The organism is Pseudoalteromonas sp. SWXJZ94C, from assembly GCF_015864385.1.
In the GTDB taxonomy this organism is placed as follows: Bacteria; Pseudomonadota; Gammaproteobacteria; order Enterobacterales; family Alteromonadaceae; genus Pseudoalteromonas.
The window spans coordinates 37,555-55,030 of sequence record NZ_JADYXF010000004.1 but is presented as its reverse complement, the minus strand read 5'-3'; the positions used below and the strand labels follow the sequence as shown (position 1 = coordinate 55,030).

Sequence of the window (17,476 nt, the reverse complement as noted above, 5' to 3'; positions counted from 1 at the left end):
AAGCGGGCTTTTATAAAGCAATAATTAATAAACTAAGTTATTAATTATTCAACTAAACCACGGCGCTTAAGTAGTGCGTCGGTAGTTGGTTTTTGACCTCTAAACTCAATGTAGCTTTGCATTAAGTCGCGGCTGTTACCTTTTGATAGGATTTCTTTACGGAACTTATCACCATTTTTACGTGTTAAGCCGCCGTTGTTTTCCATATGCGCAAAGGCATCTGCTGCAAACACTTCAGTCCAAAGGTACGCGTAGTAACCAGCTGAATAACCACCAGCAAATGTGTGGCTAAAAAAGTTTGATTTGTAACGCGGTGGAACAGGGTAGTAAGCAATACCGTGTTTTTCTAGCGCGTCTTGCTCAAACTTTTGAACGTCAGTAATTTTTTCATCAGAGCCAAATGAATGCCATTCCATATCAAGTAATGCCGCAGCTAAATACTCAGTAGTGCCGTAACCTTGATTGAATTTTTGCGATTCAAGTACTTTATTAAGTAAAGCTTTTGGAATTGGCTCACCTGTTTTGTAATGCTTTGCGTAGTTAGCAAGAACCGTTGGTTCAATCATCCAATCTTCATTTGCTTGCGACGGAAACTCAACAAAGTCACGTGCCGTTGCAGTACCCGCTAGGCTTGGGTATTTAACATCTGAGAATAAACCGTGTGCAGCATGACCAAATTCATGGAACATTGTAGACACTTCGTCAAACGTCATTAACGTTGGCTCGCCTGCAGCAGGTTTTGGAATGTTTTGCGCATTGTAAATAACAGGCTTAGTGCCTTTTAGACCACTTTCGCTAACATATGCGCTCATCCATGCACCGCCACGCTTACCTTCGCGTGCATATGGGTCCATATAAAATAAGCCAATAGCGCTGCCGTCAGCGTTAAATACTTCGTATGCTGTTACATCTTCATGATAAACAGGCAGGTCTTTACGTTCTTTAAACGTAATACCGTACAGCTTGTTCATCGCAAAAAATAAACCATCGTGAATAACCGATTGCATTTCAAAGTATGGTTTAACAAGTGCTGGGTCTAGGTTGTACTTTTCTGCACGTACTTTTTCAGCATAAAAAGTCCAATCCCATGGTTTAAGCTCAAAGCTTTCGCCTGAATCGTTAATTACTTTTTGGATAGCGGCTGCTTCTACTTTTGCTTTTTCAACTGCTTTTGGCGCAAGGTCATCAAGGATGCCATAAACGTTTTCAGTTGTTTGCGCCATACGCGACGTCATTACATAAGAAGCCCAATCTTTATAACCTAAAAGCTCTGCTTTTTGAGCGCGTAAGTTGGTTTCTTTAATAATGATAGGACCATTTGTTTTTGCAGCACGGTTTGCAGATGCTTTAAAAATACGCTCACGTAGATCGCGGTTTTCAAGGCTGCTTAAAATTGGCTGTTGCGTTGTATTTACCAAAGTAATCATGTAGCCGTCTTTGCCTGCTTTTTTAGCTGAAGCTGCAAGTCCTGCAATTTCACCTTCAGAAAGACCCGCTAATTCGCTTTTATCAGTAACTACAATGACGTCTTCTTTAAACGATTTTAAAATGTTTTGTGAAAACGCAGTAGATAGCTGAGCTAGCTCTGAGTTGATTTCACGCATTTTAGCTTTTTCAGCGTCGTTTAATTTAGCACCGGCGTTTACAAACTGCTTGTAGTAAAAATCAACTAGGCGTTGATCTTCAGCGTTCAATTTATCTTGGTTGTCGTAAATTGTTTGTACGCGCTTAAATAATTCACCGTTTAAGTAAATATCATCTGAGTGAGCAGATAACACAGGTGCCATTTTTTTGCTTATACGTTGGTATTCGTCATCTGAAATTAAACCAGATAAGTTATAAAAAGCAGCCGATACGCGATTTAATAGCTCCCCTGACAACTCCATTTTAACTAATGTGTTTTCAAATGTTGCAGGAGCAGGGTTATTAGCAATCGTTTTTACTTGTGCTGTGTGCTGTGCAATACCAGCATCAAACGCTGCTTCGTAATCTTTTGTACCAAATTTATCAAACTCTGGTGCCATGTATTGTAATGGGCTTGGTTTAAATAAAACATTGTCTGCGTTCATATCTTGTACTTGAGCTGCGCTCTCTTTTGCCGTGTCTTTTGTTTCAGTTGTTGAACAGGCCGATAGTATTAGTGCACTAGCTATAGTAGTGGCGATCAGGGTTTTACGCATAATAACTCCATAGGAAAATTAGCCGAAATAGGCTTTGCGAGTCGAAAAACCCAGTTAACTTACCAAATTTTGATTTATATACAATAAAGTTTATCGGTATTAAGGGGGATTTGAACGCAAATTAGCTAATAATTAACATTAAGGTAGGTAAAAGTAGCTCTAAAAACATCCTTTGAGCTACTCTAGATATATAAAAAGGGAATAATTAGTGTATTGAGAATTTTAATTGTAGCCAAGAACAAATCTTTTTTCAGCGCCAAAGCTCGTTGGTTGCTGCTGTCCAAACTCTTTATTAATAGTGGCTAATGTTTGCTCTTGCTGGGCAAGTAAGCATAAAATTCTGTTGCGATAATCTAGGCTACTCTCAAATAAATTTAGATCTACCTGCGGTTGTAGAGTGGCTAGTCGTTGATTTAAAGTAAGTTGTGACATAGTAACCTCCAGTGCTCTTTAACTACATATATAGCACTTGTTGCAATAGTTAGTTAATAAATTGTATATAAAATGCATATTGAACTTATTAACTTCGCGTTTTAGTTATATTATGACGATTAAACTTACCTAACACTGAACCTATTTCACTTATAGCGATTTAATTTTAAAGCGCTCCTTGCTTGTTTGGAAAAATAAATGACGTTAGAACAAATAAACCAAATTCTTGCCTTTGTTGTATTTAGTTACAGCGATATACATATAACCGTAGCCAAAATTATTAAAATACCTTTAATACTCTTTGCCATTTGGTTTGTTGTTACGCGCATAGGTAAGTTAATAAAAAGAACCTTGCTGGCAAAAAAACTAAGCCAAGATGCCGTGCATTTATTTACGCGTATTTATTTTATTATTAGTATCGCTATTTTAGTTTTCACCTCACTAGAAGTGCTCAGTATTCCCGTTACTGCATTTGCATTTGTATCGGGTGCTATTGCCATTGGTGTTGGTTTTGGCGCGCAAAATATTATTAATAACTTTATTAGTGGCTGGATATTAATGTGGGAGCGCCCAATACGTATAGGTGACTTTTTAGAAGTAGGTAATGCAAAAGGTGTGGTAGAAACAATAAATACACGTTCAACACGCATTCGCCGAAACGATGGTGTACATATGCTTATACCTAACAGCCAACTACTAGAAAATACAGTAACAAACTGGACATTAATTGATGGCAATGCCCGATCATCGGTCAGTGTAGGTGTTGCCTATGGATCAGACGTATTACTTGTTAAAAAGTTAATACAACAAGTACTTGATGACCATGAATCTATATTAGCTAATCCAAAGTCGTCAGTGTTATTTGATGACTTTGCTGACAGCTCACTTGTATTTAATGCTATTTTTTGGGTATGTGCAGAGTCTGAAACAATGCTTAGAAAAGTGCGTAGTGATATTCGCTTTAGTATTTATGCTGTATTTGAAAAACATGATGTTGTTATTGCTTTTCCTCAGCGCGATATTCATATAGATGGCGAGATAGCATTTAAACGCACCAAATAAAAACGATTAATTATTTAAAATAATAAAGCTGCCACGTGCGGCTTTTTGTTTTTATGGGCGTTTCTGTTTTGGGTTTTTGTTATTAAAGTTAAAGTTGCTACTTTATTAGGTGTTTTTTTGGTAAGGACATATGTCCTCTGTTTGGGTGTTTTATGCCTTAAAATGTATAAAAATAGGCTAACGTGTAGTTAAATGTTGCAAAAAAGTTTACTTTTTTGCACATCTTTATGCAGTAAAATTGTCACACAGTGGTATAATCTTCATCGTTCGTTCAGCCTTATAACATCGTTTTTGTACTCTCGGTAATAAGGTCCGCGCAGCATATAGCAAGACGCGAAAAATTGAACGAGCCCGCAACTTACCTTCAAGGAATTAAGTCGCGCAACACAAAAAACCGTTGAACAAGAGTGCACAAAAAAGGTTAAACCCAACATGAAAGCAATGAAAAGATCTACGTTAGCCACCCTAATCAATGCAACGTTGTTCTCTGCAGTAGCAGGTACTTCATTTTCTTCTTTAGCTGCTGAAGAAGCCGCTAAAAAAAGTAACCAACTAGAAGTTATTCAGGTAACAGCTCGTAAACGTGTAGAAAACGCTCAAGAAGTACCAGTAGCAGTATCTGCATTACAAGGCGATAACCTTGACGCGTACAGCTCTGCAGGTATGGATATTCGCTTTTTGAATGCGAAAATCCCAAGTTTATCTATTGAGTCTTCATTTGGTCGTTCATTCCCACGCTTTTATGTTCGTGGTTTAGGTAATACCGATTTCGATTTGAATGCATCACAACCTGTATCACTTGTTGTTGATGAAGTAGTTCAAGAAAATGCAATTTTAAAAGGTTTCCCAGTATTTGATGTTGAACGCGTAGAAGTATTACGTGGACCACAGGGAACTTTATTTGGTCGTAACACGCCAGCTGGTCTTGTTAAGTTTGATTCTGTTAAACCAAGTCAAGAGTTTGATGGCTATGGCTCTGTTTCATACGGTAGCCGTGGCGCTGTTGATACAAGTGGCGCTGTAGGTGGTGCTCTTACTGACCGTTTATCTGCTCGTGTTTCATTACTATGGCAAGATAAAGACGATTACATTGATAACCAAGCTCCTGGCTTTGAAGCTAAAGACGAGCAAGGTGGTTACACTGAAAAAGCAGCGCGCGTTCAGTTTTTATACGAAGGCGATGATTTTACTGCTCTATTAAACTATCACACACGTGATTTAGATGGCTCGCCTATTGCGTTTCGTGCAAACGTAATTAAAACTGGCACCAATGATTTAGTAGATAACTTTGAAAACGATGTTGTTTTTCAAGATGCAGCATCACGTTCTACTCAACAAGTAGAATCTGAAGGTGCAAGCTTAAAGCTTGAGTGGGAACTTAAAAACCACACAATCACTTCAATTTCTGCATGGGAAAGTGCTGAAATATATTCTCGCGCTGATATCGACGGCGGTTACGGTGCAGCATTTATTGATGACGGTAACTTTCAAGGTCCAGGTATTATCCCATTTGCTTCAGAAAGTGCTGATGGTATTCCAGATCACGACCAGTTAACGCAAGAGCTACGTTTATCTAGTAACTTCGATGGTGATTTAAATTATCAAGTTGGTGTATTTTACTTTGATGAAGAGCTAACAATTGAAAACTACAGCTACAATACATTTTCGTCACCTGCTGGTGAGTTAGATGGTTTTGTACGTCAACAACAAGATACAACTGCTTGGGCTGTGTTTGGCTCTGTTGATTATACTTTTACTGAAAAGCTTAAAGTAACTGCTGGCCTTCGTTATTCTGATGACGATAAAGATTTTGTAGCAAACCGTACTCTTAGCCCAATTGGCGGCGGAGCTTTACTTGTAGAACGTGATGTAAGTGATGATCATGTTAGCTGGGATTTATCTGCAAACTATAAAGTAAATGATGATGTTAACTGGTACGGTCGTGTAGCAAATAGCTTCCGAGCTCCTAGTTTACAAGGTCGTATTTTGTTTGGTGATGATGTAACAACTGCTGAATCAGAAACAGTTACTTCTTACGAAACGGGTATTAAATCAGACGTGCTAGACGGTCAAGGTCGTATTAACGCAACTGTATTTTATTACACAATGGACGACCAGCAACTTACTGCTGTTGGTGGTGGTGCTAACTTTAACCGTTTAGTTAATGCTGATAAAACAACTGGTTATGGCTTTGAAATAGACAGTCAGTGGGTATTGAGCGATGAGTTTAATGCTACATTTAACTTAAGCTACAACAAGACTGAAATTAAAGATAACGATTTAGCCGTAGCTGTTTGTGCACAATGTACAGTAACTGACCCTATTAATGCTTCAGGACTTGCTGTACTTGATGGCAACAGTTTACCGCATGCTCCTGAGTGGATCTCTAACTTTACTCTTCGCTACACTAAAGAATTAGCTGATGGTAACTTCTTTGCTAGCGGTGATCTTTCTTACCGCAGTAAAATCAATATGTTCCTTTACGAATCAGTAGAATTTGAAGGTAAAGAGCTTATTGAAACGGGTCTTCGTACCGGTTACACATGGTCTGAAGGTGATTACGAATACGAAGTAGCTGCTTTTGTTCGTAACTTATTCGACGAGCAACAAGTTATTGGTGCTGTAGATTTTAATAACAATACAGGTATTGTTAACGAAGAACGCTACGTAGGCGCTGAATTTAAAGTTAGATTTTTCTAATAAGATAATTTAACTTTAAATTACATTTAATTTTAAAAGCCTGCCTTGCGCAGGCTTTTATGTTTTTATAAAGCTGGTAAAGTAGCGTTAATTAATTTAATGAGATAAGAAAATGGCTGGATTTTGGAATTACCGTGTTATTTATTGTGAAGCAACTAAAGATGAAGCTGCGCAGTATCAAATACACGAAGTAGAATATAACCTTAATGGTAAAGTAACTAACTGGTCAGAAACCGGCGCTGCACCTTTTGGTACTACGCTTGATGGGTTAAAAGATGACTCGGAACGTTTAAAAACAGCGTTTGAAAAGCCAGTACTTAAAGTTATGCGCAAAGCTCGTGGGTACGAGCTTGTTGATGTTGAAACCGGTGAAGAAGCCACAGGCGAGCCACCAGCAGGTTTGAGTGAATAACTGTAATTAAATAAAAAGGTGCTTAAGGCGCCTTTTTTATTACTTAATCTGAATGTTGGTTAAGATATTTATTATTCAATAATCAAGTTACTTAAATTTAGTTTAAATAAGGAATGAGGATGACTTTAGAAGCAGTATTGTTTGATATGGATGGCACATTAGTTGACTCAGAAATTATGCACTTTGTGTGTTGGAATAAGGTACTTTCACCATATAATGTGAGCTATACAGAAGATATATTTTGTCAGCGCTTTTCAGGTCGTCCTACTTTAGAAGCCGCTATTGAGATTAAGAACGAGCATAACTTGTCTGTTAGCGCTGCTTATTTAGCTGATGAAAAATATCGCTTGTTTAGCGAACATGTAAAAACAAACTTACCGCCACTCATGCCATTTACTGAGCAAACCTTAAAAGCTGTAAAAAATAGCGGGCTCAAAATTGCTTTAGTAACAGGCAGTGCACGTAGCGAGGCTTTGCCGATTCTTAAAGGTTTAGGTTTTTATGAGTTATTTGATACCGTTGTAACAAAAGATGATGTAGTTAATCCCAAACCAGCTGGGGATCCTTATTTACTAGCACTTGAGCAGATAAATACAGTGGCTGATAATGCAATTGCAGTAGAGGATACATTTACAGGTGTAACAGCTGCAAATAATGCATTTTTACGTGTGGTGGCAATTGCTAATAGCCACACCCAAGAACATGATTTTAGTCAGGCTACGTATCGCATGAACAACTTGGATGAATTTTGGCAATGGGTGCAATCTCAACTATAGTTTAAAACACTTTTGTTTAGCTTGGATGCGTAAATGCCTGTTATAAAATTAATCGTTTTAATTGCAACACTCTTTTTTTCGCAACTTTTAAGTGCTGCGCAACCAAGCGTATTATTAGCTAAAGTTTATGATGAAACTAAGCATCATGATGTAAGCAAATACTTGGTTAGTGAAAAGTTTGATGGTGTTAGAGCTATTTGGACAGGTACACACTTAGTAACCCGAAAAGGGAATACTATTAATGCACCAAGCTGGTTTACCGGTGTACTACCTAATGTGTGGCTAGATGGCGAGCTGTGGACTAAGCAAAACGATTTTGCATCACTCAGTGGTATTGTAAGGACTAAAATCCCGAACAATCATGATTGGCAAAGTGTTACTTATCAGGTGTTTGATATGCCCGATACAGATCTTCCTTTTAGCATTCGCTACGAAAACTACAATAAACTTATTACTAATTTAAACTCGCCACATATAAAAGCGGTTAAGCAGTATCGTTTTATCAATAATCAGTTATTAACAGATTACTTTGAGAGCATAACCAAGCAAGGTGGGGAGGGTGTAATGCTACATCTTGCAAGCGCTAAACATACCAGTGGACGTAGTAATGAGTTGTTAAAGTTGAAACCATATTTAGATGCGGAAGCCGTTGTTATTGCATATTTACCAGGGAAAGGAAAATATCAAGATATGCTTGGCGCGCTTAGAGTAAAAACACCAGAGGGAGTTATATTTTCAATTGGTACAGGGTTTAATGATGATGACAGAAGGAGCCCGCCTCCAATAGGAAGTGTCGTTACGTACCGATATCATGGCTCAACAAAAAATGGATTACCGCGTTTTGCGAGTTATTTACGCGTAAGGGCTGGTTTATAGCGTTTGAAACTTTTACAAAGTGTGCTAAATTACGCGACCTTTTTGGTAATGCGTGGTGAAGTATGTTTGTAGGTTTTGATTACGGTAGTTCTAATTGTGCTATGGGTGTTATGAACGAGGGCAACGTTCAATTAGTGCCATTAGAGCAAGGAAAACATTACTTACCTTCTACGCTTTACACTCATCACAGTGCGTTGGTAGTTGACTTTGTTGCTAAGCATTTACAAGGCACTGCTGACGAACATGAATTTAAAATTCAGCGCCAAGCGCTTTTAAATACACTTCCTCGTATTAAATCAGATCTTGATTTACACCCTTCAGACGAAACCCTATTTATTGGTCGTGAAGCGATTAGCGAATATGTGCAGTTTCCTGAAGAAGGTTATTTTGTTAAGTCCCCTAAATCATTTTTTGGCGCAACTGGTTTAAAGCAAGGTCAAATTAACTTTTTTGAAGACATTGCTACGGCGATGATCTTAAAAATAAAACAACGTGCAGAGCACTCTTTAGGTCAATCTCTTACGCAAACTGTGATTGGTCGACCGGTTAACTTTCAGGCTGTTGGTGGTGAGCAGTCAAATCAGCAAGCCGTTGGTATTTTAGAGCGTGCAGCTAAACGCGCTGGTTTTAAAGATGTGGCATTTTTATATGAACCACTAGCCGCTGGTATAGATTACGAAAGTGATTTAACACAAAATCAAAAAGTACTCGTTATAGATATAGGCGGTGGTACGAGTGACTGCTCGTTTGTGCAAATGGGACCAAGCTTTAGAGGTAACAGTGAGCGCGATGCAGACTTTTTAGCGCACAGTGGTAAACGTGTTGGTGGTAATGATTTAGATATTGCATTGAGCTACCATGGATTAATGCCACTGTTGGGCTTAGGTAGCACGTTTAAATCGGGGCTTCCATTACCAAACCAAGCATTTTGGCAAGCGTGTAAAATTAATGACGTAAATCTACAAAGTCAGTTTTATAGTGCAAACCATGCTCGTGAGTTAAGCGCACAATTACGAGATGTAAGTGCACCTGATCTTTATAAGCGTTTAATACATTTACAGCAAAATAAACAAGGTCATCAGTTAGTACAGCAAGGCGAAGCCGCAAAAATTGCACTTTCGTCAGCGAACGAATTTAACTGTGATTTAAGCTTTTTAGATACAGACCTTTATAAAAACTTATCAGTGCATGATTTATCTGTTGCAGTAGAGAGTAGTATTAGCCAAATAGTAACGCTTGCCAAGCAAGCTATTAGTGATGCTGCAACAACGCCAGATGTTATTTATTTAACCGGTGGCAGCGCGCAATCACCATTAATTAAAGCTGCGTTGAGTAAACATTTAGGTGATATAAAAATGGTTAACGGAGATCACTTTGGTAGTGTAACTGCTGGCCTGACTAAATGGGCCAGCATGCTTTATAAATAACCTGAATGATACTCAGGTTTAAAGATCTATTTGTCGGGTTGCGAGGTATTTTTCGTAATCTGGCAATGTACGTTCAAGTTCTACGTCCATAAGCGGTGAGCTTAACAACATATCTGCACTGACTTCATTACACGCCACCGGAATATTCCAAACAGCTGCTAGGCGCAGCAATGCTTTAACATCAGGGTCGTGAGGTTGCGATGCTAATGGGTCCCAAAAAAATATTAAAACATGTATTTCATGTTCTGCAATTTTAGCACCTAGTTGTTGATCGCCGCCCATTGGACCACTTAAAAGTTGAATTACATCCAGTCCCGTGGTTTTTTGGATTAAATGCCCCGTAGTACCTGTGCCATATAAAGTATGTTTACTTAAAATGCTTTTGTGTTTTTCACACCATAGTTTTAATGCTGCTTTTTTACCATCGTGAGCAACTAAAGCGATATTTTTTTGTGCGGGAAGAGATTGTCTTTTTTGTTCCATGCTGATTCTTTTTTATTAGTTAACCTAAACTCTGGGTAATAAATTACTTAACCAAAGCGTAGGTTAGTTAAAATAATAGATTGATAGCAAGGGCAATAAATACAATACCGGTGATCCTATCAATCCAAAGCTGACTATTCGGATTTCGTCTAAAAAATTGTGCGATTTTATCGCCAAAATAAATATACGTGCAGTCGATCGGAAAAGCAAAAATAGGATAAAGCAAACCAAAAAAAGCGAGCTGAAATGTGGCAGATGAAAGCGTTGGATCTACAAACTGTGGAATAAATGCAATAAAAAATAATGCAACTTTAGGATTGAGTACTTCAGTCATCATTGCCTGAAACATTACATTACTTTTTTTACTAGTGCTTACATGGGGCTTATCGGCTTGCTTACTTTTAGATACTGATTCTGGCTGTTTTAACGTCCCTTTAATCATCATAAGTCCCAAATAGCATAGGTATGCTGCACCAACATATTGGACTGCTGTATAAGCGGTCGGTGAGGCTCTTAATACTGCTGTTAAGCCTACTACTGCAAAAAAAGTATGTATTACGCCACCCAATGCAAAGCCAAAAGCACTTTGCATACCGGCGCTTCTTCCATTGGCAAACGTTTGCGCCATTAAAAATGCATTAGATGGGCCCGGTGCAACAGCCATTAAAAAGCTAGCGAGTAAAAATGAGCCTAAAAAATCAGGATTAATCATCATTAGGTTTTAGCTGGGTGCAGCGTGTTCGCTTTTTTACTCATTAAAATAAGCCACAATGGAGTTAATAATAATAAATGAAAGGCAATAAGCCATGGTGTACTCATATCTAAAAACTGGGTTAGCACGACTAATATGCTAGCGCCACTCATTTGCATTGCACCTAGTAGCGCAGACGCTGTTCCTGCTTGTTTAGGAAAGCTTGATAGTGCCATGCCTGCTGCAGAGCCTAAGCTTAATGCAAAACCTAATGCAGCAATTAAAATAGGAAGCATAAGTGCAAATGCGGTTTCGATATTGCTAAGGGCAAGCATTAACAAGCCAGAGAAAACCAACAAGCTAACACCAACACGTAACGCACGTTGGCTATTTCGTTTTATGTACGTTGGTAATATAAAGCTTGCGACAATACTTATTACTGCATTTAGCGTAAACCAAAAAGTAAAATCGGCGACTGTGCCGCCTAAATACGTAATGATCCAACCTGGTGCTAGCGTCACATAAACTAATATAGCCGACATAGCGACCATACAAATCAAGCTATTAAACAAAAATACAGGTGTTTTAATTATCGGTGTAAAGCGACGTAAATCTAAAATATGTCCTTGATAGTGGCTATCGGCAGGGCGGGTTTCTCTAAAAAAGAATAACGTGACAATAAGCCCTACAACAGCAAAAACGGTTAAAAACATAAAGTTCATTCGCCAGCCAAATTGCACAGTGAGCCACGCGCCTAAAATTGGTGCCATTGCAGGAATAAAGCACACAATACCATTAAGGTAAGTGATCATTTGTCCGCTGCGCTGCGCACCATATTTATCACGAACAATAGCAAATGCCACCACAAATGTGGCACAAGCTCCTAAGCCCTGAAGGGCGCGTGCAGCCATTAATACTTCAAAAGAAGGGGAATAGTAAGCAAGTAATGCTGAACTTGCATATAAGCTAATACCAACAACGGCAACAGGTTTTCTGCCAAATTTATCAGCAAGAGGACCTGCAATTAATTGCCCCAAACCTACTGTTAGCATAAAAATAGCAACAGTTTGTTGTACTTGTTGTTCTGTAACTGCAAATTGCTCTGCAATGGTAGGAAAAGCGGGTAAATAAATATCGATTGCCATAGGGCAAAATATAACGAGTAACCCTAAGATAAGTAACAAGGTCATATTTGGTTTAGCGGGCTGTGTTTGCATTTAGTCTCCTTTTGCCGAGTATTTTAGGTGTGCACTCATAAAAAAGAAAGGGCTTATGACCCCTGCATAGGGTGTGATTTTAATTTTTTGATTAGATTAAGCTAAAAAGACAGCATAAATGCACTTTTTTAAACTGGTCTGATGTGTTAATTTGAGAAAAGTAATCGTTGACGGAAAATATTAATGAGTAATAAATCTGCACTTGTACAAACATGGCTTAAATTTAAGCGGTTGCCTTTTGGAAATTGGCTTTTTACTAAAGCCGTTTGCTTTAAAGCACCTTATTTTGGTTCTATGAAACCTTATGTACTTGATTTGCGAGAAGGGCATTGCAGCGCGGTAGTTAAAAACCGTCGCAGCGTCCATAATCATATTGGAACTATTCATGCTATTGCGCAGTGTAATTTAGCTGAACTGTGCGCTGGAGTGATGGTTGATGCCACCGTGCCCGTTAAAACACATCGCTGGATCCCAAAAGGGATGACAGTGCAATATTTAGCTAAAGTAGATACCGATGTGACAGCGATTGCTGAAATTGATTTACCACATGAGTGGATTGATAAAGAAGATTTAATTGTACCGGTAAAACTTTATAATACCCGCAATGAACTTGTTTTCACTGCAGATATTACAATGTATATAACAGAGAAAAAATAACTTATTTTTTCTCTGTAGTGTGCTTTTTATCAGCAGCTTGTTTATTTACAAAAGACAAACTGCTGTCGTCTTCCTCTAATAATGCTTTTACTTCGCTTGCCGGCTTTAATTTTTCGCTAATTAGTTCAACATCTTCTTTTTCGAAGCGTTGCTTTAAACTGCCTTCAATAATAGCGCCAGCATCAATACTCAACGTATCGTGAAATACATCACCGTGGACATGTGCGCCGCTTTGAACTTTTACTTCTTCGGCATTTATAGAGCCAATAATTTTACCTTTAACAATAACGCTTTTAGCTTCAACAATGCCTTCAACCATACCCGTTGAGCCAATAACTAAGTGCTCTGCTTTAATATCGCCATCTATTCGACCGTCAAGTTGAACTTCTCCTTGGCTAACTAATGTACCCGTTAAACGCACGTCTTGTGAAATAATAGACGGCGTATGATTCACTCTTTTCAAAGATGTGTTACTTGTTGTTTGCTTTTTTTTACCGAACACGAGAAAGCGCCTTTGTTATTTTTAGAGGATTAACTTGTTTGCCGTTAAGCAAAACTTCGTAATGTAGATGGGTGCCGGTACTTCTTCCTGTGCTGCCCATTAAGCCAATAACATCATTTTTAGTAATTAATTGACCTTTTTTAACTTTAATTTTATTTAAATGACCAAATCGTGTTACTAAGCCATTTTTATGTTCAAGCTCTATAAAGTTACCATAACCACCGTTACGACCAGCACGAAGTACCACAGCGTCTGCTGGAGCAAATATTTCGGTTTTGTGCCAACCAGCTAAATCAATACCTTTGTGAAACGCGTGGTGACTGTTCATAGGATCTTTTCTAAGCCCAAAGCTGCTCGAAACATAATACTTGGAATTGGCTAAAGGTAGTGTGTTTGGTAATTCAGTTAAAAAGTTTTCTAGGTTATTTAATACAAGAAGCTTGTCGACTATAGCTAAAAAATTGCTTGGGATTTTAGTCTCGTCAAATATATCAAGTGGACCACCTTGAGCTGTTTTTTGTGTGTCGAGAGTTAAATGCTGCTCTAACGCCGATTCAAGTCCTGCACCTTTTAGCATCGTTAAAATAACGTTATGGCGTTTATCTATTTCGTGACTGAGTAGCGCAAAATCTTGCTCGTATTGTTTTTCTAAATTGGCTGATCTTGCTGCAAATGTTATTGGAGTAATTAAGTTTGCGTGTTTTTTTTCTGATTCACTGCCAATGAGTGGCTCATGGAAGTCATTATTATCTTCGCTAATTGGCGATTCGAGTTCATCATCAAGTTTAATAGAATCTTTACTAATAGAAGCAGGGAGTGACTCGATCATACTTTGTAAAAGAACCTGCTTTTGTTCAAGTATAGCAAGTTGTTCTAATTGTTTTGAGTGAAGGCGTTGCTGTTCATCGGCCTTTTTTTGCCAGAGTGTTTGCGTATCTATTCGACTTTGTTCAATATCGGAAATTTTGCCAGTTTGCATATAAACACGAAAGCTAGAAACACTCATCCAAGCGAAAGTAACTAAAATAAGCAATGCTACAAGAAGTTGGAACCAAGACGCTAAAACAACATGCTTAACTTCGCCATTTTGGCGTATAAGTAGCTGACGAGTTGGAAAAAATTTATGATAAAAAGACTTTATAAATACTGACATGGCATATAAACACTGGCTATTAACCGAATTAAGATATCAATCTGAGCTTAAAAAGCCAGAAAAAAATTGTAACTGTTCAAAAATTAATAAAAAAGGGCTGCTTTAAAAGCAGTCCTTTGTATATTTAATTTATAAAAATGTGTTACTTAGTTGGAAGTACTTTGCTTTCTACTGAACCAAAGCCAATTCGTGCATACCCTTCTTTTTCACACCAGCCACGCATAATAACGTTGTCGCCATCTTCTAAAAAGCTGCGTTGTTCACCGTTACTGAGAGTTATTTTTTCTTTGCCGCCACGAGAAAGCTCAAGTAGGGAACCTGCCTCTTCATGCGTTGGACCAGATTGAGTCCCAGAGCCCAGCATGTCACCTGGCATAAAGTTACAGCCATTTACAGTATGGTGAGTAACCATTTGCGCGACAGTCCAATAAGAGTGTTTAAAGCTAGATGTTGATACACGTGTTGGGTTATGACCTTCGCTGCGCATTTTTTGTGTTTGAATTTTAACGTCCATTTGAATATCAAAAGCACCTTGCTCTCGGTTTGCTTTTGACTCTAAATAATCCATAGGTTGCGGGTCGTTTTTATCACGGGTCCAACTTGTTCTATATGGTGCTAATGCTTCTGTTGTCACAATCCAAGGAGATACAGTTGAGGCAAAGTTTTTAGCTAAAAATGGACCCAATGGTTGGTATTCCCACGCTTGTAAATCCCGTGCAGACCAGTCGTTAAATACACAAAAGCCAAACACATGATTTTCAGCATTTTCGATAGCGATTGCATCACCTAATGCATTACCCTTGCCTAAATAAATACCAATTTCTAGTTCGTAATCGAGACGTTTACATGGACCAAATGATGGTGCTTCTGCATCAGGCGCTTTAGTTTGACCTTTTGGGCGATGAAACGTTTGACCCGATACATCAATAGATGAAGAGCGGCCATGGTAACCAATCGGAACCCATTTATAGTTTGGCAGTAACGGGTTGTCTGGACGAAATAAGCGACCCACAGCGGTTGCATGATAAATAGATGTGTAAAAGTCGGTATAGTCACCAATACGACAAGGCAAAGAAAATTCAATATCAGATTGATGTACAAAAGTGCTGCTAAGTGCTTGTTGATGCTCTGAACCTACTCGTAGAGCTTTTGAAAGCGCCAATCGCAATGCTGACCAATATTGCTGACCTAAGCTCATAAATGAGTTTAGTGTTGATTCACTTGCTGCGTCTGCTGCTATTTGTGCATCACCAGTTAATATATTGAGTTTACTTAGTTGTGCCAAGTCAATTACTTGATCTCCAATTGCAACACCGCCACGAAAAGCCTCATTGGTGCCTTTGAGTCGAAACTCTGCAAATGGTAAGTTTTGAATAGGGAAGTCACAATTTGCAACATTAGCTGACTCAACCCAGCTAGTTAAATTAATATTATGGGTTTCGTTAATTAGGCTCATTACATTTCCTTTGGACTTTACAATATAGCGACAAGGTGCAATTTATTTAATCATACTTGTACTTAGCGCAATACTTTTTAAATACTAAAACGACAAAAGCAGCGAATATCGCTGCTTTTAATCTACTCAAATATATTATAAAACGCCGCGACGCTCTTGATCGCGTTCGATTGATTCAAACAATGCTTGGAAGTTACCTTCACCAAAGCCACCGTCATCAACGCGTTGGATCATCTCTATAAAGATTGGACCAAATAAATTTTTAGAAAAAATTTGTAATAGGTAGCAATTTTCACTTTGGCTATCTACGAGTATTTGATGCTGACGAATTTTTTCTTTGTCTTCTGCAACCCAAGGTACACGGTCAAAAATAGTGTCATAGTACTCAGGAATAATATCGAGCGTTGCAATTGTTGATTTATCAAGCTTATCAAGAGAGCCTACTAAGTCATCTGTTAAAAATGCTAAATGTTGAACGCCAGGACCGTTGTACTCACCAAGGTATTCGTCGATTTGATTGTTATCGTTACCTTTACCTTCATTAATAGGGATAGAGAAGGTGCCACATGGTGATTTAAGTGCATACGAAATAAGCGCCGTTTTTTGACCTTTAATGTCAAAGTAACGTACTTCGGTAAAACCAAATACATCTTTATAAAAGTTAGCCCACTTTTCCATGGTGCCTTTATAAACATTATTAGTTAAATGATCGATTCGGATAAAGCCTTTATCTTCAACAACGCTTTGCGTTTCTAAGTCTTCAAAATCACTTTCGTAAATAGTACCTTTGTCGCCAAATTGTTCAATAAAGTAAATAAGGCTATCGCCAATACCGTAAATTGCAGGGTAAGGTAGATTTTTATGAGTTGAATCGGTTGCTGGTTTTGCACCGCGCTCAACTGCGGTTTCAAATGCTTTTTTTGCATTCTCAACACGCCAGCCCATAGAACAAATAGCAGGACCATGACTTTTAGCAAATTCGGCAGAAAATCCTTCACGTTCATTATTTAATAAAAAATGAATGTCGTTTTGGTTGTAATAAACAATGTCTTTACCTTTGAATTTTTTTAGTTTTGAAAAACCAAAATCAGTAAATACTTTATCCATGTAATCAGCATCAGGTGTTGCGTATTCGGTAAACTCGATACCAACTAAACCTAAATAATTATTTACTTCACTCATTATTATTACTCCCGCAATTAAGCACTGCGATTATGTGTTGTTGTCATATTGCAGTAGATAATCAACCAGATTTTTGATTTGGGGAAGAGGGAGGTGTTATTTAGTACGTAGCGAGTTTGTAAATTTAATGGGACGGTTACACGCAAGTTGCTTTTTTGAAATACAGATGACATTAATTTAAGTGTATTAGAGTTTTAATAATACGATAATGTTTATCTTATGCTATTGATTTTAATTGTTATTTTTAAATTAATAAAGAGGTTTAGGTAT

16 protein-coding genes are annotated in these 17,476 nt (G+C 38.1%); 7 read left to right on the top strand and 9 right to left on the bottom strand.

Annotated features, from left to right (window positions below):
- Positions 1-44 precede the first annotated feature (44 nt).
- Together I6F65_RS02500 and I6F65_RS02495 are read right to left on the bottom strand one after the other, a co-directional pair.
- Complete coding sequence (locus I6F65_RS02500; RefSeq protein ID WP_024612260.1) at positions 45-2,180, bottom strand: M3 family metallopeptidase; 2,136 nt, start codon at positions 2,178-2,180, stop codon at positions 45-47.
- Positions 2,181-2,402: 222 nt separating this feature from the next.
- Entirely contained in the window at positions 2,403-2,612 is a 210-nt protein-coding gene (locus I6F65_RS02495; RefSeq protein ID WP_024612261.1) for a hypothetical protein, read from the bottom strand.
- 198 nt (positions 2,613-2,810) lie between these two features.
- On the opposite strand from I6F65_RS02495, the gene I6F65_RS02490 reads away from it, so the two are divergent.
- The 6 genes from I6F65_RS02490 to yegD all read left to right on the top strand — a co-directional run bounded on the left by I6F65_RS02490 (position 2,811) and on the right by yegD (position 9,865).
- Positions 2,811-3,674: a mechanosensitive ion channel family protein gene (locus I6F65_RS02490; protein ID WP_197111416.1), complete on the top strand. Its 864-nt coding sequence runs from the start codon at positions 2,811-2,813 to the stop codon at positions 3,672-3,674.
- Between the two features lie 432 nt (positions 3,675-4,106).
- A complete protein-coding gene (locus tag I6F65_RS02485; protein WP_197111414.1) occupies positions 4,107-6,374 on the top strand; it encodes a TonB-dependent receptor in 2,268 nt (755 codons plus the stop codon).
- A gap of 112 nt (positions 6,375-6,486) precedes the next feature.
- Positions 6,487-6,786, top strand: coding sequence for a hypothetical protein (locus I6F65_RS02480; protein ID WP_166109866.1), 300 nt, complete (start codon positions 6,487-6,489; stop codon positions 6,784-6,786).
- 119 nt (positions 6,787-6,905) lie between these two features.
- A complete protein-coding gene (locus I6F65_RS02475; RefSeq protein WP_166109869.1) occupies positions 6,906-7,562 on the top strand; it encodes an HAD family phosphatase in 657 nt (218 codons plus the stop codon).
- 33 nt (positions 7,563-7,595) lie between these two features.
- The gene (locus I6F65_RS02470) at positions 7,596-8,438 is read left to right on the top strand and encodes a DNA ligase (RefSeq protein ID WP_197111412.1); all 843 of its coding nucleotides are present in this window, start codon (positions 7,596-7,598) and stop codon (positions 8,436-8,438) included.
- A 62-nt stretch (positions 8,439-8,500) separates the two neighbouring features.
- Positions 8,501-9,865, top strand: a complete 1,365-nt coding sequence (yegD, locus tag I6F65_RS02465) for a molecular chaperone (RefSeq protein ID WP_166109875.1) — start codon at positions 8,501-8,503, stop codon at positions 9,863-9,865.
- An 18-nt stretch (positions 9,866-9,883) separates the two neighbouring features.
- On the opposite strand, the gene I6F65_RS02460 is transcribed toward yegD, so the two are convergent.
- The 3 genes from I6F65_RS02460 to I6F65_RS02450 form a co-directional block, all read right to left on the bottom strand.
- Positions 9,884-10,348, bottom strand: a complete 465-nt coding sequence (locus tag I6F65_RS02460; protein ID WP_024612267.1) for a methylglyoxal synthase — start codon at positions 10,346-10,348, stop codon at positions 9,884-9,886.
- Positions 10,349-10,415: 67 nt separating this feature from the next.
- Positions 10,416-11,060: a LysE family translocator gene (locus tag I6F65_RS02455; protein ID WP_166109961.1), complete on the bottom strand. Its 645-nt coding sequence runs from the start codon at positions 11,058-11,060 to the stop codon at positions 10,416-10,418.
- 2 nt (positions 11,061-11,062) lie between these two features.
- Positions 11,063-12,256: a multidrug effflux MFS transporter gene (locus tag I6F65_RS02450; RefSeq protein ID WP_024612269.1), complete on the bottom strand. Its 1,194-nt coding sequence runs from the start codon at positions 12,254-12,256 to the stop codon at positions 11,063-11,065.
- A gap of 183 nt (positions 12,257-12,439) precedes the next feature.
- Here I6F65_RS02450 and I6F65_RS02445 point away from each other — a divergent pair, with 183 nt between their 5' ends.
- A complete protein-coding gene (locus tag I6F65_RS02445; protein ID WP_166109878.1) occupies positions 12,440-12,913 on the top strand; it encodes a hotdog fold domain-containing protein in 474 nt (157 codons plus the stop codon).
- 1 nt (position 12,914) lies between these two features.
- Here I6F65_RS02445 and I6F65_RS02440 read toward each other — a convergent pair whose 3' ends face one another.
- The 4 genes from I6F65_RS02440 to hppD all read right to left on the bottom strand — a co-directional run bounded on the left by I6F65_RS02440 (position 12,915) and on the right by hppD (position 17,206).
- Entirely contained in the window at positions 12,915-13,415 is a 501-nt protein-coding gene (locus tag I6F65_RS02440) for a polymer-forming cytoskeletal protein (RefSeq protein WP_024612271.1), read from the bottom strand.
- Entirely contained in the window at positions 13,405-14,568 is a 1,164-nt protein-coding gene (locus tag I6F65_RS02435; protein ID WP_197111410.1) for a M23 family metallopeptidase, read from the bottom strand. Before I6F65_RS02435 ends, I6F65_RS02440 begins: the two co-directional genes overlap by 11 nt.
- A gap of 142 nt (positions 14,569-14,710) precedes the next feature.
- On the bottom strand, positions 14,711-16,024 hold the full coding sequence (gene fahA, locus I6F65_RS02430; protein WP_166109884.1) for a fumarylacetoacetase: 1,314 nt from the start codon (positions 16,022-16,024) through the stop codon (positions 14,711-14,713).
- A 135-nt stretch (positions 16,025-16,159) separates the two neighbouring features.
- A complete protein-coding gene (gene hppD / locus I6F65_RS02425; RefSeq protein ID WP_024612274.1) occupies positions 16,160-17,206 on the bottom strand; it encodes a 4-hydroxyphenylpyruvate dioxygenase in 1,047 nt (348 codons plus the stop codon).
- Positions 17,207-17,476 lie beyond the last annotated feature (270 nt).